Source organism: Helcococcus sp. KG196, assembly GCF_046035495.1.
GTDB lineage: Bacteria > Bacillota > Clostridia > Tissierellales > Peptoniphilaceae > Helcococcus > Helcococcus ovis.
This window is the reverse complement of the sequence record NZ_JBFNFI010000014.1, coordinates 20901-42815: the sequence shown is the minus strand read 5'-3', so window position 1 is coordinate 42815 and position 21915 is coordinate 20901. Positions and strand designations below refer to the sequence as shown.

The 21915-nt window shown below is 28.4% G+C and carries 20 protein-coding genes and 1 riboswitch; of the genes, 8 read left to right on the top strand and 12 right to left on the bottom strand.

Annotated features, from left to right (window positions below; all coding sequences use genetic code 11):
• Window positions 1–285: 285 nt before the first annotated feature.
• Together ABGF45_RS06500 and ABGF45_RS06495 are read right to left on the bottom strand one after the other, a co-directional pair.
• Entirely contained in the window at window positions 286–858 is a 573-nt protein-coding gene (locus tag ABGF45_RS06500; protein ID WP_134711830.1) for a xanthine phosphoribosyltransferase, read from the bottom strand.
• 2 nt (window positions 859–860) lie between these two features.
• The gene (locus tag ABGF45_RS06495) at window positions 861–2177 is read right to left on the bottom strand and encodes a uracil-xanthine permease family protein (RefSeq protein ID WP_134711831.1); all 1317 of its coding nucleotides are present in this window, start codon (window positions 2175–2177) and stop codon (window positions 861–863) included.
• 66 nt (window positions 2178–2243) lie between these two features.
• Window positions 2244–2341: riboswitch (purine riboswitch) on the bottom strand.
• Between the two features lie 823 nt (window positions 2342–3164).
• Between ABGF45_RS06495 and ABGF45_RS06490 the strand changes: the two genes are divergently transcribed.
• Window positions 3165–3296 (top strand): ATP-binding protein, encoded by a 132-nt coding sequence (locus ABGF45_RS06490; protein WP_369333460.1) that lies wholly within the window; start codon window positions 3165–3167, stop codon window positions 3294–3296.
• A gap of 1563 nt (window positions 3297–4859) precedes the next feature.
• Here ABGF45_RS06490 and ABGF45_RS06485 read toward each other — a convergent pair.
• From ABGF45_RS06485 to ABGF45_RS06465, 5 genes are all read right to left on the bottom strand, one after another.
• Entirely contained in the window at window positions 4860–5543 is a 684-nt protein-coding gene (locus ABGF45_RS06485) for a YoaK family protein (protein ID WP_408112789.1), read from the bottom strand.
• 119 nt (window positions 5544–5662) lie between these two features.
• On the bottom strand, window positions 5663–6460 hold the full coding sequence (locus tag ABGF45_RS06480; RefSeq protein ID WP_134711833.1) for a formate/nitrite transporter family protein: 798 nt from the start codon (window positions 6458–6460) through the stop codon (window positions 5663–5665).
• A 140-nt stretch (window positions 6461–6600) separates the two neighbouring features.
• Complete coding sequence (locus tag ABGF45_RS06475; RefSeq protein WP_408112752.1) at window positions 6601–7710, bottom strand: YSIRK-type signal peptide-containing protein; 1110 nt, start codon at window positions 7708–7710, stop codon at window positions 6601–6603.
• 198 nt (window positions 7711–7908) lie between these two features.
• Window positions 7909–9288 (bottom strand): hypothetical protein, encoded by a 1380-nt coding sequence (locus ABGF45_RS06470; RefSeq protein ID WP_408112753.1) that lies wholly within the window; start codon window positions 9286–9288, stop codon window positions 7909–7911.
• A gap of 67 nt (window positions 9289–9355) precedes the next feature.
• On the bottom strand, window positions 9356–11128 hold the full coding sequence (locus ABGF45_RS06465; RefSeq protein ID WP_408112754.1) for a hypothetical protein: 1773 nt from the start codon (window positions 11126–11128) through the stop codon (window positions 9356–9358).
• 273 nt (window positions 11129–11401) lie between these two features.
• On the opposite strand from ABGF45_RS06465, the gene ABGF45_RS06460 reads away from it, so the two are divergent.
• The 4 genes from ABGF45_RS06460 (at window position 11402) to ABGF45_RS06445 (ending at window position 14403) form a co-directional block, all read left to right on the top strand.
• The gene (locus tag ABGF45_RS06460) at window positions 11402–12340 is read left to right on the top strand and encodes an FAD:protein FMN transferase (protein ID WP_408112755.1); all 939 of its coding nucleotides are present in this window, start codon (window positions 11402–11404) and stop codon (window positions 12338–12340) included.
• Window positions 12340–12957, top strand: a complete 618-nt coding sequence (locus tag ABGF45_RS06455) for an NADPH-dependent FMN reductase (RefSeq protein WP_408112756.1) — start codon at window positions 12340–12342, stop codon at window positions 12955–12957. Before ABGF45_RS06460 ends, ABGF45_RS06455 begins: the two co-directional genes overlap by 1 nt.
• Window positions 12957–13610: an NADPH-dependent FMN reductase gene (locus ABGF45_RS06450; protein WP_134711838.1), complete on the top strand. Its 654-nt coding sequence runs from the start codon at window positions 12957–12959 to the stop codon at window positions 13608–13610. The genes ABGF45_RS06455 and ABGF45_RS06450 overlap by 1 nt, the downstream gene beginning before the upstream one ends.
• A gap of 235 nt (window positions 13611–13845) precedes the next feature.
• Window positions 13846–14403, top strand: a complete 558-nt coding sequence (locus tag ABGF45_RS06445) for a hypothetical protein (RefSeq protein ID WP_134744195.1) — start codon at window positions 13846–13848, stop codon at window positions 14401–14403.
• Between the two features lie 78 nt (window positions 14404–14481).
• Here the strand turns inward: ABGF45_RS06445 and ABGF45_RS06440 are convergent, their stop codons facing one another.
• The 3 genes from ABGF45_RS06440 to pip form a co-directional block, all read right to left on the bottom strand.
• The gene (locus ABGF45_RS06440; protein WP_134744196.1) at window positions 14482–16023 is read right to left on the bottom strand and encodes an ABC transporter ATP-binding protein; all 1542 of its coding nucleotides are present in this window, start codon (window positions 16021–16023) and stop codon (window positions 14482–14484) included.
• Between the two features lie 618 nt (window positions 16024–16641).
• Complete coding sequence (locus ABGF45_RS06435; RefSeq protein WP_408112757.1) at window positions 16642–17901, bottom strand: CNNM domain-containing protein; 1260 nt, start codon at window positions 17899–17901, stop codon at window positions 16642–16644.
• Between the two features lie 47 nt (window positions 17902–17948).
• A complete protein-coding gene (pip, locus tag ABGF45_RS06430; RefSeq protein ID WP_408112758.1) occupies window positions 17949–18887 on the bottom strand; it encodes a prolyl aminopeptidase in 939 nt (312 codons plus the stop codon).
• A gap of 160 nt (window positions 18888–19047) precedes the next feature.
• Between pip and ABGF45_RS06425 the strand changes: the two genes are divergently transcribed.
• A complete protein-coding gene (locus tag ABGF45_RS06425) occupies window positions 19048–19881 on the top strand; it encodes a thymidylate synthase (protein ID WP_408112759.1) in 834 nt (277 codons plus the stop codon).
• A gap of 9 nt (window positions 19882–19890) precedes the next feature.
• Window positions 19891–20394 carry a dihydrofolate reductase gene (locus ABGF45_RS06420; protein WP_408112760.1) on the top strand — a complete coding sequence of 168 codons (504 nt, stop codon included), beginning with the start codon at window positions 19891–19893 and terminating at the stop codon, window positions 20392–20394.
• 211 nt (window positions 20395–20605) lie between these two features.
• Here ABGF45_RS06420 and ABGF45_RS06415 read toward each other — a convergent pair whose 3' ends face one another.
• The gene (locus ABGF45_RS06415; RefSeq protein ID WP_408112761.1) at window positions 20606–21022 is read right to left on the bottom strand and encodes a histidine kinase; all 417 of its coding nucleotides are present in this window, start codon (window positions 21020–21022) and stop codon (window positions 20606–20608) included.
• A 52-nt stretch (window positions 21023–21074) separates the two neighbouring features.
• Window positions 21075–21374: a hypothetical protein gene (locus tag ABGF45_RS06410; protein WP_408112517.1), complete on the bottom strand. Its 300-nt coding sequence runs from the start codon at window positions 21372–21374 to the stop codon at window positions 21075–21077.
• A gap of 267 nt (window positions 21375–21641) precedes the next feature.
• Between ABGF45_RS06410 and ABGF45_RS06405 the strand changes: the two genes are divergently transcribed.
• Window positions 21642–21872, top strand: a complete 231-nt coding sequence (locus ABGF45_RS06405) for a hypothetical protein (RefSeq protein WP_134744203.1) — start codon at window positions 21642–21644, stop codon at window positions 21870–21872.
• Window positions 21873–21915 lie beyond the last annotated feature (43 nt).

The following is a 21915-nucleotide window of genomic DNA, read 5'->3' as shown; positions in this document are numbered from 1 at the left end:
AAGAGCTGTGAAGGTTCTGACAGGTAAGTAAAATAAAATACTAACAGATAAAAGCAAAGAGAGAGAAAATTAAATTTCTCTCTCTTTTTGTAAAATCTTAAAGTTCAATTGAGTAAAAAATAATAGGTATTTATTTATTATCTCATTTTTTAAAATCTTATTTTTGCGATACCAACTATACCGATTTATATCATATAATCTTGATAAACCCTCTATTATTGTTAATTATAATATAAAAAGAACTGCTACAAAATATTTCGCAACAGCTCCTTCAATATATATTTACTATCTCTCAAAAACTACATTTCCATCTTTGAATTCTTTTATCATTGCTTGACTATAAACTTCATACCCCTTTTCTCTATATAGTCTACCACCTTCTTGAAATGATTTTTCTATAGCTATTCCAATTCCCTCAATCTTTGCTCCTGATTGATTACATAAATCTATTAATCCACCTAATGCTTTTCCGTTTGCCAAAAAGTCATCTATTATCAAAACATTGTCATCTTGTGTCAAATATTTTTTTTCAACTCTTATCTCATATTCTCTATCTTTTGTAAATGAGTAAACTGTACTTTTCCAAGCGTCATCAACTAATGTTTTTGAAGCTATTTTTTTAGCAAATACCATTGGTACCTTGAAAAAGAATGCTGTTGTAAGTGCTATTCCTATTCCTGAAACCTCAAGAGTCAAAACTTTTGTAATTTTTTTATCTTTAAACTTTTCGTAAAAATCTTTTCCCATCTTCATAAATAAGTTTGGATCTACTTGATGATTTAAAAAACTATCAACTTTTAAGATATTTCCTGATAAAACTCTTCCGTGTTTTACAATCATTTCTTCTAACAATTTCATTATTATGCCTTCTTTCTGTCCTTTAATATAATATTTAATATAAGTGCAACAAGTGTACCTGTTGAAATACCTGACGATAAAATCATTTTCAACGCTTCAGGTAGTCCATTTAGAATTTCCGGTTTTACTGTTACGCCGATTCCCAGTGCGAATGCTACTGAAATTATAAGCAGTTCTCTATCACCAAGTTTTATCGCAGATAATGTCTTTACCCCTTGGGCTGCGACAAGGCCAAACATTATTATACCTACTCCTCCTAAAACAGGCTGTGGCATTACTGAAATTAATGCACTTAATTTTGGAAATACACCTAATAATGTTAATATGACACCTGCAATAATCATAACATATCTACTTGCAACTTTTGTCAACGTGATTAATCCGACATTTTGCGAAAATGACGTATTTGGACCTGCTCCAAACAATCCTGAAATCATTGAACCTATACCATCTGCTAAAACCCCATTTGCAACCCTGTCACTTGAAAGTTTTACTTTTGAAGCTTCCCCTATTGCCATCATAATACCTGTGGTTCCAATCGTCGAAACAACAAATGCCGGCACAAATGATAATGTTGATGATAAGTCAAATTTTATTCCGTTTCCTAAAATATTTGGAATTGCTACCCATGATGCATCTGCAACCGGCTTTAGGTCTACCATACCTAATGGTAGGCAAATCAAATAACCAAATACCATTCCTATAAACACTGCTGCCGATGACCAAATTCCTTTTCCATAGTGATTTAAGAATATTGTAAATAGCATAATTACAAATGCTACTCCCAGATTTTGTAATGAACCATAATTTGAAGCTCCCACTCCACCTGCTGCCCAATCAACACTAACCGGCAATAATGTTATACCGATAAGCGATACAACTGTCCCGGTAATCAATGGTGGGAAAAATTTGATAATTTTCTTTATAAATCTACTTAAAATAATTTCAACAAATGAACCTGTAATTGTAGCTCCTATAATTCCCGCTATGCCAAATTTAGCTCCAACACTTATAGACGGATTTACAAATGTAAAGTCTGTACCCATCATGCCCGGCACTCTTGACCCAATTTTCCATACACCTTTTGATTGCAAAATAGTCGTCAATCCTGATGCAAATATTGTCGCTGATACCATAACCGAAGTTGTAGCAACATCAAATTTTAATGCTGAACAAACAACTAATGGCACAGCAATTATCCCCGCAAAAGCTGCTAAAATATGTTGCAATGCAAGTATAATACTTACTCCCACAGGTGGCTTAGAATCGATAGAATAAATCAACTCATCTTCATTCTTACTATTAAATTGTTCTTTCATATAATTCCTCCAAAAAATATTTAAAAACAAAAAAGACTTTCTCACGTTTTGAGTTAGAAAATCTTTAAAATGTCAATCCTAACCCATAGACTATAATTTTTGGTTATAGGTAGATACGCCCCACCATATTAAGGGCTTATATGAGTTTAATATTCTTTTTTGTAATTATTTCTAATATGATAACATAGTAACTTTATCATTTCAATATTTTTAACTACTTTTTATAAATTTAATTCTTGAACTGTCAGACATATATGGCATATCTCTGCACCCTACACAATCAATTATAGCTCTTTTTTGTTGTCAGACATATACAATCTAATAATATCTTAAAAGGTCAAAACCATAACCCACAAACCATATACATTTATGTAACAGAGCACAACACAAGAACACAACACAATTTTAATATTGTACCTCTTTTTGTCAATTTATTATATCATCAACTAGATTTAGATAAGATGTGTAATGATACTACTTTTTATATATTAATCAATTTCATCAAAATCCTCAGGATCTAGATAAAATGCGTAATGATACTACTTTTTATAAATTGATATATTTTATCAAAATCCTTAGGATCTAGATAAAATGTGTAATGATACTACTTTTTATAAATTGATATATTTTATTAAAATCCTCAGGATCTAGATTAAATGCGTAACGATACTACTGAAAATAATAAAAATGAATGCAAATTATTGGATGTAATTAATATGCTAATGCCTCGTTTATTAGTTGTAATTAATATACTGATGCCTCGTTTATTAGTTGTAATTAATATACTGATGCCTCGTTTATTAGTTGTAATTAATATACTGATGCCTCGTTTATTACACAATCTTCTAAATTATCTTCATATGATTATGATTTTTTAACAACTTTATTTTGGATTATAATATGTTTAAGATAAAAATATATTATTTACAACCGTTTCAAATTTAATAATTTAGTTACAAGAATCGACGAATAAAACCCAACTGACAAATTACAAATTACAAAAGAACACTTGAAAAATACGATTTAGTGATTTTAGATGAACTAGGATATATCTCATTTGATAAAGTTGGTTATGAAATACTATTTAATTTACTATCATCAAGAAATAATAAATGTTAAATAATGTTAACAAATAATTTAACATTGTAATTAACAACTAATTTAACACTGTAAAGATGGGAGGAAGTATTTAAGGTTCCTATGCTTACAGGTGCAATAATTGATAGATTAGCCTATAGGGCACATATTATGGATATGTCCGCAATTTCATGTATCTCAAATATTTTTGCAATTTACAGGTAATTCCTGTCCCATAAATTCATGTATCTCAAATATTTTTACAATTTACAGGTAATGGCGGAGGCGAAATTTCATGTATCTCAAATATTCCTTCGATTTACAGGTAATCTGAGATCGGCAGCCCTCGGCAATTCATGTATTGAGATTATTTTTTAATATTACAGGTAAAGGCAGAGGCGAAATTTCATGTATCTCATATATTTCTTCGATTTACAGGTAATCTGAGATCGGCAACACTCGGCAATTCATGTACTGCTATTATTTTTCAATATTACAGGTAATGCCTGTCCCATAAATTCATGTATCTCATATATTTTTAAAATTTACAGGTAATCTGATATCGGCTGCCCTTGACAATTCATGTACTGCGATTATTTTTTAATATTACAGGTAATGACACCCTCACAATTTCATGTATCTCATATATTTTTGCAATTTACAGGTAATCTGAGCTCGGCAACACTCGGCAATTCATGTACTGCGATTATTTTTTAATATTACAGGTAATGCCATCCTCACAATTTCATGTATTTCAAATATTTTTACAATTTACAGGTAATGTGAGCTCGGCAGCCCTCGGCAATTCATGTACTGCGATTATTTTTCAATATTACAGGTAATGACCCCCCACAATTTCATGTATTTCAAATATTTTTACAATTTACAGGTAATGCGAGCTCGGCTGCCCTCGGCAATTCATGTACTGCGATTATTTTTTAATATTACAGGTAATGCCATCCTCACAATTTCATGTATCTCATATATTTTTGCAATTTACAGGTAATCTGAGATCCGCAACACTCGGAAATTCATGTACTGCTATTATTTTTCAATATTACAGGTAATGGCGGAGGCGAAATTTCATGTATCTCATATATTTCTTCGATTTACAGGTAATGGCGGAGGCGAAATTTCATGTATCTCATATATTTCTTCGATTTACAGGTAATGGCAGGGCGGTGCTCATGTATAACAAAATTTTCTTTCATTTACAGGTAATGCTTGCCCCATAAATTCATGTATCTCATATATTTTTGCAATTTACAGGTAATCTGAGCTCGGCTGCACTCGGCAATTCATGTACTGCAATTATTTTTCAATATTACAGGTAATGCCACCCTCACAATTTCATGTATCTCATATATTTTTGCAATTTACAGGTAATGCGAGCCCCGCTGCCCTCGACAATTCATGTACTGCAATTATTTTTCAATATTACAGGTAATGGCAGAGGCGAAATTTCATGTATCTCATATATTTCTTCGATTTACAGGTAATGGCAGGGCGGTGCTCATGTATAACAAAATTTTCTTTCATTTACAGGTGCTTTGAGCCCGGTAACACCACCCCCACACACAATTTCATGTATCTCAAAGCTTCTCATTATTCGTTTATTTCGACGTTCCTTAGATATAGGAAAAAGGCTCCGCACAATATGTACAATAAACCGAAGATTATATATTCATACTCTAAAAATTCGGTTATATAGTATCCTAAAAATCCTCCGAGTATAAATGCACATATGGATTTTATATAAAATAGCATATATCTTAATTGTCTTTTATTTCCTTTTATATATTGACCAAAAGAAAATCCGGCGTCAGTTATATATCCTGTAATATGACTTGTCCTTACAGTTACACCTTTATAACTAATAAATAAGCCATTTTGTAATCCCATCCAAAATGTTATCAGGTACAATGCTCTAAATCCTATATTGATATATTGTAAAAAAATCAATACTATTCCTCCTGAAATGAGAATCCATGCATATCTCTTCTTTGCAAGTTTTATTTTTCTATGAAAAATAATGCCTGAAATAGTTGCTCCTAAAAAAAAGAATACTATCAATACAATAAATCTATAAACGGGGATGTTTCCTTGAAAGTTACTAAGTGCAATCCAGCTGCCATTTCCTGTGTGATGCGTAACTGTTGCACCAAAAGTCTTTATAGCATATACATTCATAATTCCTGAGAGTAATGTAATCCAGTATATCCAAAGTTTGAATTTTGTATGTGATTTACTAATTATTTCTCTTTCTAAAGTTGTTTGCTCTTTTTTCATAAATACTCCAAATAAAAAAGCTAGATTGTGAACTGTCCTACTCAAAATTGGTTTTTTAGGTCCAACTTTTTGGGGTCAGTTCATTGTAGAATCTAACTCTGTTCATTTTATTAAATTAATTAATCTTTGTAAACTACATCTTTGTTATTTAACCATGCGTACCCGAATCCTAAGATTAATCCTCCTCCAACAAGATTTCCTAGAAATGCAAATGTCCACTGCCTAATTACATTTACAATGTTTAATCCTATTACATTTTTACCATATTGTGAAAAACCTACTAGTGAGAATGATCCAAAGTTTGCAATTACGTGGTCTAATCCTAGATATACAAACATAAATATTGCTGATAAAATAATGCCTACTTTTGCATTTTCATCTTTTACAAGCATGAATGCAATAATTGCAATATTTACAAATACATTTGCCAATATACCGCCACTCATAATTTCCGAACTACTATGTGCTAGTTTACACTCAACGATTTTAACAAGCATACTTGTATCTTTTAGCGAATGTAAAACAGATGTGTTGCTTACCAATATCCCAATCGCAGCTGCTCCAACTAAATTAAAAAATGTGCAAACTAGTAAAATCTTTACCGCCTTACTAAATTTTATTTTTCTCAAATATGTACCTGCTGTTAAATACATCATGTTTGATGTCGCTAATTCTGCATTTAAAAATAATATGTAAATAAGTCCCCAAGAAAATAAAAATGCATACATAAATTTTCCAAGGTTTGGGTGAATTGTATTTAAATAATCAGCTGCAACTACGCCGGCTAGAGTTGTCATAGCAAGGGCAGCTCCTGCAAATATAGATCTTAAAGCGTATCTTGCAATACTTTTTTCAATTAAATCAATTTTTTTATTGCAGTTATAGGTAATTTTTTCTATAAATAATGACTCTTTCATTTAATCTCCTATACTATATAATAGCTAAAACATAAATTTTTTTAATAATATATAAAATCAACATTTTATATTATGTGCATTAAAAAGGGACTAAAAACTATATTTTTAATCCCTCAATATGTTTTATAATCTAATAATTTCTACTCTACCCATACACCGTCGGCATCTACAACCCAACCATTAATTGTTGTTGATTTAGCCATTTTACCGTCTGATAATAAGTAGTACCATTTGTTATCTGTATGTTTTACCCATCTATTTTTTGCCATCTTTCCATTTTCTAATAGGTAGTACCAGTTTCCATCTTTGTACTCTACCCATTTATTTACAGCCATATCGCCATCTTCATTTAAATAGTACCATGATGAATAGTCTTCATCATATAACCAATCTGATTTTGCCATCTTTCCATTTCCTAATAGGTAATACCATTTGTTATTTTTGTATTTTACCCATTTATTTGCAGCCATATCGCCTTTTTCATTTAAATAGTACCATGATGAATATTCTTCGTCGTATAGCCAATATGATTTTGCCATTTTACCGTTTCCTAATAGGTAATACCATTTGTTATTTTTGTATTTTACCCATTTATTTACAGCCATATCGCCATCTTCATTTAAATAGTACCATGATGAATATTCTTCGTCATATATCCAATCTGATTTTACTAATTCGCCTTTATCATTTGTGAAGTACCATTTTTCTTCTTTCTTTTCCCAACCTTTTTTAATTTCAGGTTTCGATTGTTCTTGTTGTTTTTTTCTTTCTTCTTCTTTTTGTTTTCTTTCAGCTTCTGCTTTCTTAAAAGCTTCTTGTGCTTCTTTTAATTTTCTTGCTTTCTCAGCATCTCTAAAAGCTTTTTGTGCTTCTTTTAATTTTCTTGCTTTCTCAGCATCTCTAAAAGCTTTTTGTGCTTCTTTCAATTTTCTTGCTTTCTCAGCATCTCTAAAAGCTTTTTGTGCTTCTTTCAATTTTCTTGCTTTCTCAGCATCTCTAAAAGCTTTTTGTGCTTCTTTCAATTTCTTTTCAGCTTCTGCTTTTCTTTGTTCTTTTGTTAATTTTTTATGATCTTCTTTCTTTTCTTCCTTCTTTACTTCTTCCTTCTTTTCTTCCCCAGCAAATGAAACACTTTGTGCTCCAACAGCCCCAAAGAAAATTGAAAATGCTAAAATTCCTGAGCACAATCCTGCACTTAATTTTCTCATACCATATTTAGGCTTTTTTTCGATATTATTTCTTTTAAACATATCTAATCCTCCAAAAATATTAATTTATATCTAAACATACAATGCTTATATGCTTACTTACTAAGTATACTAAATATTTTTTTATTATGTCAAATATTATATTTATTTTAATCAAATTTTTATATAAAGGCGAACTAAAAATTATGTATAGCAAAAAAGGATAAACTTGATTGTCTATCCTTTTAATGTATTTAGTTTTTATCTATTTTTCCAAATACCGTTTGCGTCTACATACCAACCATTAATTGTTGTAGATTTAGCCATTTTACCATCTCCTAATAAATAGTACCAGTTATTATCTGTATGTTGTATCCATTTATTTACAGCCATATCTCCGCCATTGTTGAAGTAGTACCATGATACATATTTTTTGTCATATACCCACTCTGATTTTGCCATCTTTCCATTTTTTAATAGGTAGTACCATCTGTTTGTGTGTTTTACCCATTCTGAAACTGCCATTTTACCATTACCTAATAGATAATACCAATTGTTGTCAGTATGTTTTACCCATTTTGAAACTGCCATCTTTCCATTTTCCAATAGATAATACCAGCTACCATCTGAATATTGCACCCATTTATTACTTGTCATTTCGCCGTATTCATTTAAGTAATACCATGATGAATATCCTTCGTCGTATATCCAAGAAGATCTAACAAATTTTACACCGTCATTTGTGTAATACCATTTTTCAGATACTTTGTTCCAACCTTTTTTATATTTTTGATTTTGGTTATTTCTTCTATCTCTAGCTGTTTCGTCTTCTCTTCTTTCTCTTTCTTTTCTTCTCTGTCTTTCCTCTTCTGTTTCGTCTTCAATATCTTCTTTCTTTGGTTCTTCTTTCTTAGGTGAATCTTTTTTAGGAGTTTCTGTTTTTGGTTTTTCTTCTTTAGGAGTTTCTGCTTTTGGTTTTTCTTCTTTCTTTTCACTTTCTACCGGTTTATTAAAATCAGATTTATAAAATGTAGCTACTACATATTCGGGACCGGTTATTTGAACAGATCTAAGATTTTCTAATGTATCAAATCCTAATAAATTTAAAACCTTTGTATCATGATTATATTTTACAGTGATAGGATTTTTAAAATCATTATTATATTTTATAGTTTCTGTTAACTCTGAAGCTGATTTATTATTTAGCTTTATTTTTCCATTCTCTATACATATTTTTTCTTTTTTGATACCTTTATAATCTCCATGAGAGTCATTATAAGCAATATCTAAAATTATTGTCCTTCCACTTAAATTTGTAACTTCTATAGCTTTATTGACAATTTTAGCATGAATTTTAAAAGATTCTAAATATTCCCTATGCTCTTTATCACTCCTAATTATAGCTCTCTCATAGGGTTTCTTCATCAATTCTCTTTCCATTAAGTTTTCTTTTAATTTTTCTCTAGGGATAGTAGTTAATTTTACAATTTTTGATTTATCTTTTTCATTTACTAAAGCAGCCTCTGAAATCCCGACAGAATTAAAAAATACACCTATAGCTAACATTCCTGAGAAAATTCCTAATCCTAAGCTTCTTATTCCGGATTTTGAATTTTTTCTATTTTTTCTTTCATTTATCATAGTATAACCTCTCAATTTTTAAAACAAATTTTTATAATTAAATTGTTATTATAAAATATCTGTGATTTTATTTTTCCCATATACCTTTTGAGTTAACATACCAACCGTTTATACGTGTAGATTTAGCCATTTTGCCGTTTCCTAATAAATAGTACCAGTTATTATCTGTATGTTGTATCCATTTATTTGCAGCCATATCTCCACCATTGTTGAAATAGTACCATGATACATATTTTTTGTCATATACCCATTCTGATTTTGCCATTTTACCATTTCCTAATAAATAGTACCAACTATTATTTGTATGTTGTATCCATTTATTTGCAGCCATATCTCCTCCATTGTTGAAGTAATACCATGATGAATATGTCTTGTCATATACCCATTCTGATTTTGCCATTTTACCATTTCCTAATAAATAGTACCAATTATTATCTGTATATTTTATCCACTCATTTGCTACCATATATCCATTACCATTTAGGTAATACCATGATTTATATTTTAAATCATATATCCACTTTGAAATAACCTTATTACCTTTTTCATCTCTATAAGTCCATTTATTACCTATTTCTTCCCAACCTTTTTTATATTTTTGATTATTATTATTTCTTCTATCTCTTGCTGTTTCGTCTTCTTTTCTTTCTCTTTCTTTTCTTCTTTGTTCTTCTTCAATATCTTCTTTATTTGGTGTGTCTTTTGGTTTTTCTTCTTTCTTTGGTGTGTCTTTTGGTTTTTCTTCTTTTGGTTTTTCTACTTTTGGTTTTTCTACTTTTGGTTCTTCTTTCTTTGGTGTGTCTTTTGGTTTTTCTTCTTTTGGTTTTTCTACCTCAGGCTTTTCTTTCTTTGGTGCTTCTACCTTTGGTGATTCTTTTTGTTTATCAAATTGCGATTTATTAAAATTAATTGTAGTTTTACCATCAGGCAAAGTTAATTGTATATCTTTAACAATTGATGTCACTCCAAATTCTGATAATGTTAATTTATTATTTTCATAATTTACATTTATTTTTTTATCACCATTAAATATAATTACAGAGTTATTTAAATTACTAGAATCTTTTATTTTTATTTTACCTCCTTCAATATATATGTCTCCAACATTAAAACCACTTATATGCCCAGCATCCCAATTGAACGAATATTTTATAGTATCTCTATCTTTCAAATTAGTAACAACAATACTATTTCCTTCTACTCTAGCATCTACTTTCTCAGGCTTTTCTTTCTTTGGTGTGTCTTTTGGTTTTTCTACCTCAGGCTTTTCTTTCTTTGGTGTGTCTTTTGGTTTTTCTACTTCAGGCTTTTCTTTCTTTGGTGTGTCAAATTTCGATTTATCAAAACTTTCTTTACTTCCATCTTTAAATCTTAATTCTATTTTTTTTACATGTGATTCACTCCCAAAACCTGATAAAATTAATTTGTTTTGTTCTTTATTATATTTTACATTTATTTCATCTTTATTAGAATTAAATTTTATATCTTTAGTTTTTTGTTTCCTAAAATTAAAAATACTAATTTCTTTATTATTATTTTTAATCTCGCCACTACTATTTCCACTCCCTGATTTATCTTCCCATTCTAACCAATATCTTATAATTTCTCCATCTCCAAAATTATTCACAACAATTGTTTTTCCGTCAACTTTAGCATATATTTTACTAAAAATATTTATTTTTAAACCATCACCTACAACACTACTCTCTGCAAATGCAACTCTCGAAGCTCCTACAGAACTAAAAAACATTCCAAATGCCAAAATACCTGAGCATAATCCTAAACTCAATTTTCTCATACCGTATTTAGGTTTTTTTTCTATTTTATTTCCCTTAATCATAAAACAATCCTCCATATGATTATTAATTTTTATTTTTTTAATAAATTTACCATACCCTCGATATAGTAAAAACATAATAAAAAAATTAATTATTTTTTACAATTATTTTACAAAATATTTACATTTAATAAAATCCGTAAAATTGTTTATTTATCAAGTTTAACAAGGATTTTTCTATAAAAATTATTCATTTGAATGAAACCGAAATTTAAGAGTATATATATTTATTATATTTTTAAGATTTTTGTATTATAATAATTATGGAGAAGATATATGAAATATAGCGAATTATTTGTGGCATTAATGGGGACTAAAATTCATATTAAAGTTTTACATGATTGTCCTGATAAAATATTAAAAAAATGTAACAAATTATTAGACGAATATAATAGAAGATACTCGATATACAACAATGACTCAGAACTGATGTATGTAAACTCAAATGCTCACATTCATCCTATAAAAGTTAATAATGATTTATTTGAGTTGATAAAATTAGGTAAAATGCATAGCGTAGACGAAAATAGTAATTTAAATGTTTGCATTGGTCCGATTGTAAAATTATGGAATATCGGCTTTGATAATGCCAAATTGCCCTCAAAAAAAGAAATAGACAAAAAGTTAAAACTTATAAATCCAAATGATTTAATTTTAGATGAGGAAAACAAAACTATATTTTTCAACAAAAAGGGCATGGAAATTGATTTAGGGGCTGTAGCTAAGGGATATTTTGCCGATAAAATTTTAGAATATTTAAAATCAGAAAATGTATTGTCTGCAATTATAAATCTTGGTGGCAACATTCTTACTCATGGATTTAATTTGGAAAGTCCTGATATAAACTGGAAAATCGGGTTACAGGATGCTCAGTTAACACGTGGAAATCATATTATGATGTTGGAAATAAATGATTTATCAATAGTTACATCAGGAATATATGAGAGAAAATTAATCATAAATGACAAATCTTATCATCATATATTTGATTCGAAAACAGGATATCCGATCGAAACGGATATGACCAGTCTTTCAATCATTTCAAAGAAATCTGTTGATTGTGAAATATGGTCTTCTAAACTTTTTGGAAAATCCTTTGATGAAATAGAAAAAATCTGTCTATCAGAAAAACACATAGATGCAATAGCTCAATATAAAAATGGTGAGGTTAAATTTACCAAAGGCGTACATAAATACATTTTATGGAGGAAATAATGATTAAACTTGTAGGAATAGTTGGTACAAATAACCAAAATTCAACAAATAGAAAACTTTTAGAATATATACAAACTCAATTTTTTTATAAAGTTGATGTAGAATTAATTGAAATTAAGGATGTGCCCCTAATTGGCACCATAAAGGGAGATGAAATCCCCGAAATAGTTATGAATATTTCAAATAAAATTGAAAAATCTGATGGCGTAATCATTGCAACACCGGAATACGACCATTCTCCAACTGCATCTTTACTAAACCTATTGTCATGGCTATCGTATAAAATTCATCCTTTATATAAAAAGCCTGTAATGATTGTCGGTGCTTCATATGGTGCTTTGGGTTCGTCAAGAGCTCAATATATGCTAAGACAAATATTAAAGTCTCCGGAACTTGAAGCTAATGTTTTAAGTTCTGAATATCTTTTGCCTTATTCCAAAAAGGCATTTGACGAAATGGGAGATCTAAGAGGTAGAGATAAAATTCGAGAAATGGAAAATATTTTTGATGAATTTTTAGCATTTGTGAATTTTGTAAATAAATCGAATGCTGAAAATTTAATCAACATCCATGATTTTGATAATTTCAAATGGGATTCAATAAAGGAGGAAGAATAATGAAATTTGTAGGAATTGCCGGATCAATTTCCGATAAATCGTATAATAAAATGCTTTTAGATTATGCAAAATTCATCTTCAATGATGTAGTTGAAATTGAAATTTTAGATATAAATGACATTCCATTATTTAACCAAGATTTAAATCAAGACGATTACCCAAAAATCAAAGAATTATCAGATAAAATCGAATCATCTGACGGTGTAATCATTGTAACCCCAGAACATAACTACACAATACCCGCAGTATTAAAGAGCGTAATCGAGTGGTTTTCGTTCAATGTTCACCCATTAAAAAATAAACCGGTTATGATTTTAGGTGCATCTTATACAGAACAGGGAACTTCCAGAGCTCAACTACACCTAAGACAAATCCTTGATTCTCCGGGAGTTGATGCATTTGTAATGCCGGGAAATGAATTTCTATTATCAAATGTAAGAGAAAAATTTGATAAAGATGGCACACTTATCCACGAACAAACATCTGACTACTTAGAACACTGTCTTTTAAGATTTATGAAATACGCAGAACTAATTAAAAAATTAGATATAGACAACATTGAAAGCAAATTTACTCTAACACTAAAAGCCGGTGGATATGTAAACATAGATGATCCATATTCAGATGGTACAGCCGGAGCTTCAGAATATTAAAATAAAAATAAAGAGATTCCACTTACGGCACTGGTCCTCGGAGCTTAAGCTGACCTCCATAAAATTGATTTTGATTTTTCAACTTTTTAAGGTCAGTTCAACTATCGCTCCTGTGGAGGTGCCTAAGTGGAACTCTTTATTTTTTTGCGAAAACCATTAGATTATGTTAGAATATAAACAAGGATAACGATATCCTGTAGAGATTAAAATGGGATTTTTTAATAAGGAGTAAGATATGAATAAACAATATGATTTAAAGAAGGATATAAAATTTGAAATAATATTTCTTATTACTTCAATAATTTTAACATTGGTAAATTTTAAGTATAAATCAGATTATAGAGATTTAACGCTAATATTTGCAGCCATTTTTGTGGGATTAAAAACAATTATTTATTTTCTAAATAACAAAGCTGAAAAAACTAAAAATACTAAATTGCTCGAATCAATAAAAAAATATAATAAAATTATAAACAGAGTTTTTAGTGTTTGTATGATATTTATTTTAATTGGTGTTATTGTCTCAATTTTTAATAATGTAAATATTAAAGATAAAAAAGATATATCGGCTATTGTAATATCAATAATAATTATTGCTTTAGCTATTATATCAGCTCTATTAGCTCGTAAAATTTTAATAAAATATATCTTCAAACAAGAAATACATACAGCGTCTGAAAAATACCCATTTTTCTTACTATTAAATATTATTATTGGATTTGTGATTTTTGTAATTTTAGGAATGTTAATTTTATTATCATTACCATATTTAGGCATTAAAATTTTTCAATAATTAAAAATAAATGGATCCCACGCAGGCACCTCCGCAGGAGCTTTTGCTCCGAGGACTAGTGCAGCTAGTGGAATTCCTTTATTTCTTAAATTTATACACTTCATCAAACATTCTTAAATATTCTTCATCATTATTATGAGTAACTATTATTATGGTCTTATTAGTTTTCAATAATAATTTCGTCAATTCTATTTCACTATTTTTATCAATATTTGCAAAAAATTCATCTAAAATTATTATTGGCTTATAGGAATTTATCGCTCTAGCAATATTCACTCTATCTTTTTCTCCCATACTCAATCCATTTATATCTTTAGATTTTAAACTTTCAATGATTTGTAAACTTTCAAAATTAGGTTCATTATTCGGGTTTGAAATTTTAATATTTTCCAAAGCACTATCATTTAATACAAATAAATTTGATACATACATTAAAATTTCGTTTGTATTTATGGTATTTATATCAATTCCATCTATAAAAATTTGATTGTCACTATTATTAAGTTTTTTAGATAATAGCTTCATTACAGTAGATTTTCCACTACCATTTTCACCGATAATTGCATATTTTTTTCCTTTTGAAAATGTCATATTAATACCATTCATACTAAAATCATTGATTGAATAGCTTAAATTTCTCAATTCTATTTTTTCAAAATTGATAATTTTTTCTTTTAGTAAATCTTCATTCTTGTCTTCAAGATAAAAATCCAGTTTATCGATGATTTTTGAAGATGATTTTATGGTAATAATCAAATAAATCATATCTCTTATAGGAATTGCAACTAAATCAACAAATCCAATAAGTGCTATGAATGAGCCTATTTCCATCATTCCCATTGATACGATTACAATACCAAGTATGAATGTAACTATGTTGATAAAATAAAGCGAACCACCTGAAAAAATATTTGTAAATGAAATATATTTCACTAAATTATACACACTCATTTCATGTTCAACATTATATTTATCAAATTTTTTCACGAATTCTTCACTTGTGTTATAGTCAAAAATTTCCTTGCCTTCCATTAAATTTTCAAATATAGATACAAATTCAGCATTTTTATCACTTTCAGCCCTTCTCTTGTCTTTCATCTTTTCCCCAACGATTTTAGGAATGAAGAATGAAATTGCTGAGCTTATAATAATTGCAATTGTTAAAATCCAACTTAAATAAAACATGTACGCTATGTAAACTAAAAATGAAATAATACTAATATATAGGGAAATGTAGCAATAAATGTAATTTTCATAAATTGTTTCAGTATCTCTAATTATTGAATTTATAATATCTCCAGTAGTTTTTTGATTTAACTTTTTCGCATTCATTTTGGTAATGGATTCAAAAACTTTTCCTTTAATATATATGGAATACTTAGCTCCAAACCATCCAATGCTTATTTTCTTCTTGTATTCAAAAAGTAAGAATAATAATATTGAAAATATGTACAATGTCCCATATCCAAGCGCTGTTTGTAAATTCAAATTTTTATAATTATCAATTACTAATTTAGTGCAAATCGGGATTAAAGAAATAAACAATATACTCAAAAATGTGTACAAAACAATCTTAAATACTGATTTTTTATTATTCGATATGTAATTTTTTATATTCATATTTAATCCTTTTATTGTTATTTTTTCTTTATATATTTTATATTAAAGTTAATTAAAAATAAAGAGTTTCCACTTACGGCACTAGTCCTCGGAGCTTGAAATGACCTCCTTAAAGTTGATTTTGATTTTCAACTTTTCATGGTCAGTTCAACTGTCGCTCCTGCGGAGGTGCCTAAGTGGAACTCTTTATTTTTTATGTATAGGAGTATGAATTATCTCAATTAAAAGAAAATTCAAAAAGAGATAATAAAATTTTTGCTAAAAATGTCCGCAAAAATTCGATTTTAAAATAAGCGATAACAAAATTTCAATGTAAAATTATCTCAAAAATTACATTCATAAAATTGAGATAACAAAATTTGTCAAAATATTGAAAAATTTCATATTGAAAATAATCTCAAAATAGAAAATTTCTAAAATGCGATAAAAATCAAACCGAAAAAATTACTCACAAAATTAAAATATTAAAATAAGCGATAATTTTTCAATAAAAAATAGTACCCACAATAATTAAAAATAAAAAAATGAGATAAAAAAATAAAGCATCCCACGCAGGCACCTCCGCAGGAGTTTTTGCTCCGAGGACTAGTGCCTTCAGTGGGAATGCTTTATTTTACTTTATTTTATTTTTTTTATAACCACTTTCTCAATCCTATTTCCTTCAATCTCTTTTACAGTAAATCTAAAGTTTTCAAAAACGAATGAATCTCCGAAGTGTGGCATTTTGTCAAGAATTTCAACTACAAATCCGGCTATTGTATTTGAGTTATATTCTTCTGCATCAGAAATTTTTAAAAATTCAAAGATTTTATCAAGTGAACATCTTCCGCTTACTTCGTAAATTTTATTTCTTTCTAACACTTTTATTTCTGATTCTATTTCATCAGATTCGTCCCAAATTTCTCCAACTAATTCTTCAAGAATGTCTTCCATTGTTACAATACCTTCAAGGCCGCCATGTTCGTCTATGATTGCCGCCATGTGTTTCTTTTCCTTTTGCATCAATTTTAAAAGTTCTGACAGTTTAAGCATACCAGGAATGTATAAAATATCTGAAATTATGGAATTTATTGTTAAATCCGGATCTCCTTTTTGTTTTCTTCTTAAATATTTGTGAAAATCTCTTTCTAAAATAATACCTAGTACTTTGTCTACTGTTTCTTCATATACTATAAGTCTGGAGTATGAATATTCGTCAAATATTTTTTCTATTTCTTCATCTGTGTCATTTATTTCTACACCTATGATGTCAACTCTTGGAATTAATATACTTGAAACGCTAACGTCATCAAATTCGACAGCAGCTTTTACAAGTACGTGTTCATCATCTTCAATGCTTCCTCCAACTTTCGCCTCATCAATATATGTCAAAAGCTCTTCTTCACTTATTGAATGATCAATATTAACTTTTACAAATTTTCTAATTAATTTTTGCCATTGAGATAATGTCCATATTACAGGTTTTAAAATAATCATCATAAAAGAAAGTGGTTTTGTAAATTTTATAGCCAAACTTTCCGGCATGATTTTTGCTATTAACTTCGGTGTAATTTCTCCTAAAATCAGAAGTAATATTGTAGTTGATATGGTAGAAATTACAGCTCCATATATCGGAAAAATTTTCATAAAAAATAGTGTAGCTACCGCTGAGCTTGCAATATTTACAATATTGTTTCCTATCAATATTGCAGAAAGTAAATCATCATATTTTTTATTAATTTCTAATGTTTTCTTTACCTTTTTATCCCCATCTTTTAATCTAGTTTTTAATTTTGCAACTCTCAAAGATGTAAATGCCGTCTCTGAAGCTGAAAAAAATGCTGATAGTATAATACAAATAAAAAACAATATTATACTATATATCTGATCCGAATCCATTGATTCATATTCCTCCTATTTTACTAATCTTATAAAGTATATCACAATTATTTAAATAATTTTTTAAATTTATTTGTAGCATTTATTAATTCATGTGTGTTTTCTTCTTCTATTGAACTGTGACCTGCTATTGTAAATATCAACTCGGAATTATTAAGTTTTTTGTCTAATAGATATGCCCCTATCGGCCTACAGTCTACATCATATCTTCCATGTACAATTATAGTAGGAATGTTTTTAATACGCTCTACATTATCTAAAATATAATTTTCCGGCATGAAAAAATTATGATAGAAATAGTGACATTCCATAATTGCGATTGCTAAATCATAGTCTGAAATTTCTTCAGATAATTCTCTAGGATACAATGATACAATAGAACCTTCAAAATCCGCAAATTGTTTTGCATATTTTTTTTGAATTTCTTTATCATCAGATGTCAATTTTTCATAGTAAGAATTAATTAAATTTTCTTTCTCTTTTTCTGTGAAATTAGCTGTAAATTTTTCAAATAAATCCGGAAAAAATGAATCACTCCCCTTTTGATACAACCAATCAGAATCTTCTTTTCTCCCTAAAAATACTCCTCTAAGAATTATACCCAAAACTCTATCAGGATGATTTATAGCATAATAAAGCGAAAGGGTTGTCCCCCATGAACCGCCAAATAAAACCCATTTGTCTATTTTTAAATGCTCTCTGATTTTTTCCATATCATCACTTAAATATTTTGTAGTATTATCTTTAAGTTCTAAAAATGGTTTGCTTTTGCCACACCCTCTTTGATCAATAGTAATAATTCTATAAAACTCAGGATCAAAAAATCTATTTCCTAAAGTACCACATCCGCCTCCCGGTCCGCCGTGTACATAAACTATCGGCTTACCATCTTTGTTTCCACTTTCAGAATAATAAATTTCGTGAATATCATCTACTTTCAAATACCCTTCATTATATGGTTCTAACTTATTAAATAATTTATACATTTTCACTCCTAAAATCTTTAATAAATATATTATAATCCTTTTTCATAGGTATAATCAACATCTCGCATAATATCATATATTTTTTTTATAAATGATTTTTACCTAGTAGAAAAATATGTTAAAATACTTATTAAGATTTAGTTAGATACAAGGAGTAATTATGAATTTAGCAGATAAAAATTTTATTAATTTATGTAAAGATATTTTAGCAAATGGATACTCAACCGAAGGTGAAAAAGTTAGACCAAAATACGCAGATGGCACTCCATCTCATACAATTTTTACAACACAAGTTTTTGAAAAATATGATTTATCAAAAAATGAATTTCCCATTTTGACGATTAGACAAATTCCTTGGAAATCGGGGATTAAAGAAATTTTGTGGATTTATCAAGATCAAAGCAATGATTTAAGCATTCTTAAAGAAAAATACAATATTCATTGGTGGGATGAATGGAATATTGGAGATGGGACAATTGGTCAAAGATATGGTGCAACAGTTAAAAGATATAATTTAATAAATAATCTATTAAATGGACTTAAAGAAAATCCTTATGGAAGAAGGCATATCATAAATCTTTACCAAGAAAATGACTTAAATGAAACTAAGGGCTTGCATCCTTGTGCAATGGAAACTCAATGGAGTGTAAGGGGAAAATACCTTGATTTAACTTTAATTCAACGTTCTTCTGACCTTCCGGTTGCAAATTCAATTAATAAAATTCAATATGTTGCCTTACAAATGATGATTGCAAGACACGTTGGTCTAGAGCCTGGGATGTTTTGCCATTATGTTAATAATGCCCACATTTATGATAGACATTTTGAACAGGTTAATGAGTTAATCTCAAGACCGGGTCAAGAAGATAGTGAAAATATCAGATTAGTATTAAATCCGAAAAAAAATGATTTTTACAGTTTTACAATTGATGATTTCAAACTTGAAAATTACAATCCAAATAAACCAAATCTAAAATTTGAAATGGCTATTTAAGGAGTTAAAATGTTAAAAAATATCTATATGATGGCAGCAATCACTAAAAATACTCATGCTATCGGAAAAGATGGTGATATGATTTATCACCTAAAGGAAGATTTAAAATATTTCAAACAAACAACTTCAAATAATGTAATTGTATGCGGGAGAAAAACTTATTTTTCCTTTCCAAAAAGACCTCTTCCAAACCGTAAAAACATTGTGCTTACACGTTCACATGATACTTACGAAGGAGCCATTTCCATGCATTCAAAAGAGGAAGTTTTAGAATATGCAAGAAATAACCCGGATGAGAAAATTTTTATAGTTGGTGGGGATAATATATATAAACAATTTATTGATGATGCTTATAAGCTATATATTACAGAAATTGAAGAGCCTATAAATGTCGAGGCAGATAGCTTTTTCCCTAAATTTGATAAAAAAGAATGGAAATTAGAAAGCATTTCTGAAGAAATCGAATCTGATAATTCTCCGAATTATAGGTTTGCGGTTTATAGGAGAAAATAGGAAAATATTTTGAATTTTATTAGGAGCTTGAAAAAAGAGAATTAGAAATTTTACTCTCTAATTCTCTAAATATGTTAATTTAATTCTTCACCAACACTACTTGTGCCCTATGGGTATTTGGCAAATAACCGTTTTTATTCTCTCTTTAAGTATGTATTTAACAATGAAATCAAAAATTATTTTCTTACTTAACAGTCTAATTATATATTTTTTACATGTAAAAATCTTTTTCATTAAGTTCATAATACCTTTTTTTATTATCTTTTAAGTATTTTGTATTATCAAAAGGAACTTCGTACGAGTGCTCTTTTTGTAAATAATTAAAACTTATAATTGCTTTATTACCTTTATCATCTGATTTAAAATTTTTAATATCACACCATGAATGATAATTAAATTTAGATTTCATTGATGTGCTAATTTCTTTAATATAAATTCCATCAACATTAAAATATAAAATAAAAGTTCTACTAGAACTATAAATCCCCCACAAATTACTTATTAGCATTTTTAGTAAAGATTTTGATGTTGAATTATATTTTGAAACTATTAAATAGTCTTTATCTGTACTAAAATTATTTTTTACAGCTGTTCTTACTTCTTCATTTTTATTAAATAATATTCCCATTTTTTCTCCTGTTAAATATCACAACATTAATTAATTTGATTTTAATAATTATTTATCCCAAAAATGTACATTTTACTCTTGAGTAAGCTAAACTTGCAATCAATGTACCAATATTAGCTTTTATACCGAATCTTAACATTTGTTTTCCAATTAGTTCTGCTACTTTTCCCCATGCTCTGCCTTGAATGTAAGCCGCAACATCGCCACTTTCTAATAATTGATAAAAGTCCATTCCAGGAATCATTCCTACTAATTCACCTTTCATACAGTCAATAAAACCAGATTTTACCGCATATCTTTCAGTATAAATATCAGAATCAATAGCGAATAATTTATTAATTTTTTTTGACATATAATCTACTTTTTATATTTATATTTTTTTGATAACGTCATCTTAGTTAAGATTATAACGATTAATCTCTTATTTTGCAAGTTAAAAAATTCATCCTTTTCCTTTAAGATGTTCTATAATTGAATAGTGTTGGTATATATAAGTCAAGCTTATCATAATACTTTTGATTTATTATCTATATTATGATAATATAATTATGTAAACATTTTCCGTTTTAAAAATCACAATTATTTTTACTACAACATTATTATACTAGGAGGTTGTAAAATGAAAAAAGAAAATAATTTATCATTTTATACTAAAATACTTTTGTTCATCTTTTTACCAGTATTTACTATTGCTATTTTTAAATTTTCAGGAGAATTTTTAAGGTTAAATGAGCTGCGAGAAAATCAACTTATATTTATAGGCATCATTACATATATAAATCTAACCATAGGATTAGGTTTTATAGTTATGCGTGACTTAATTAAATATAAAAATAAATGTGATTTATAATTTAATTTTAATTTATTTCAACTGATATAACCTGCTGCAAAAC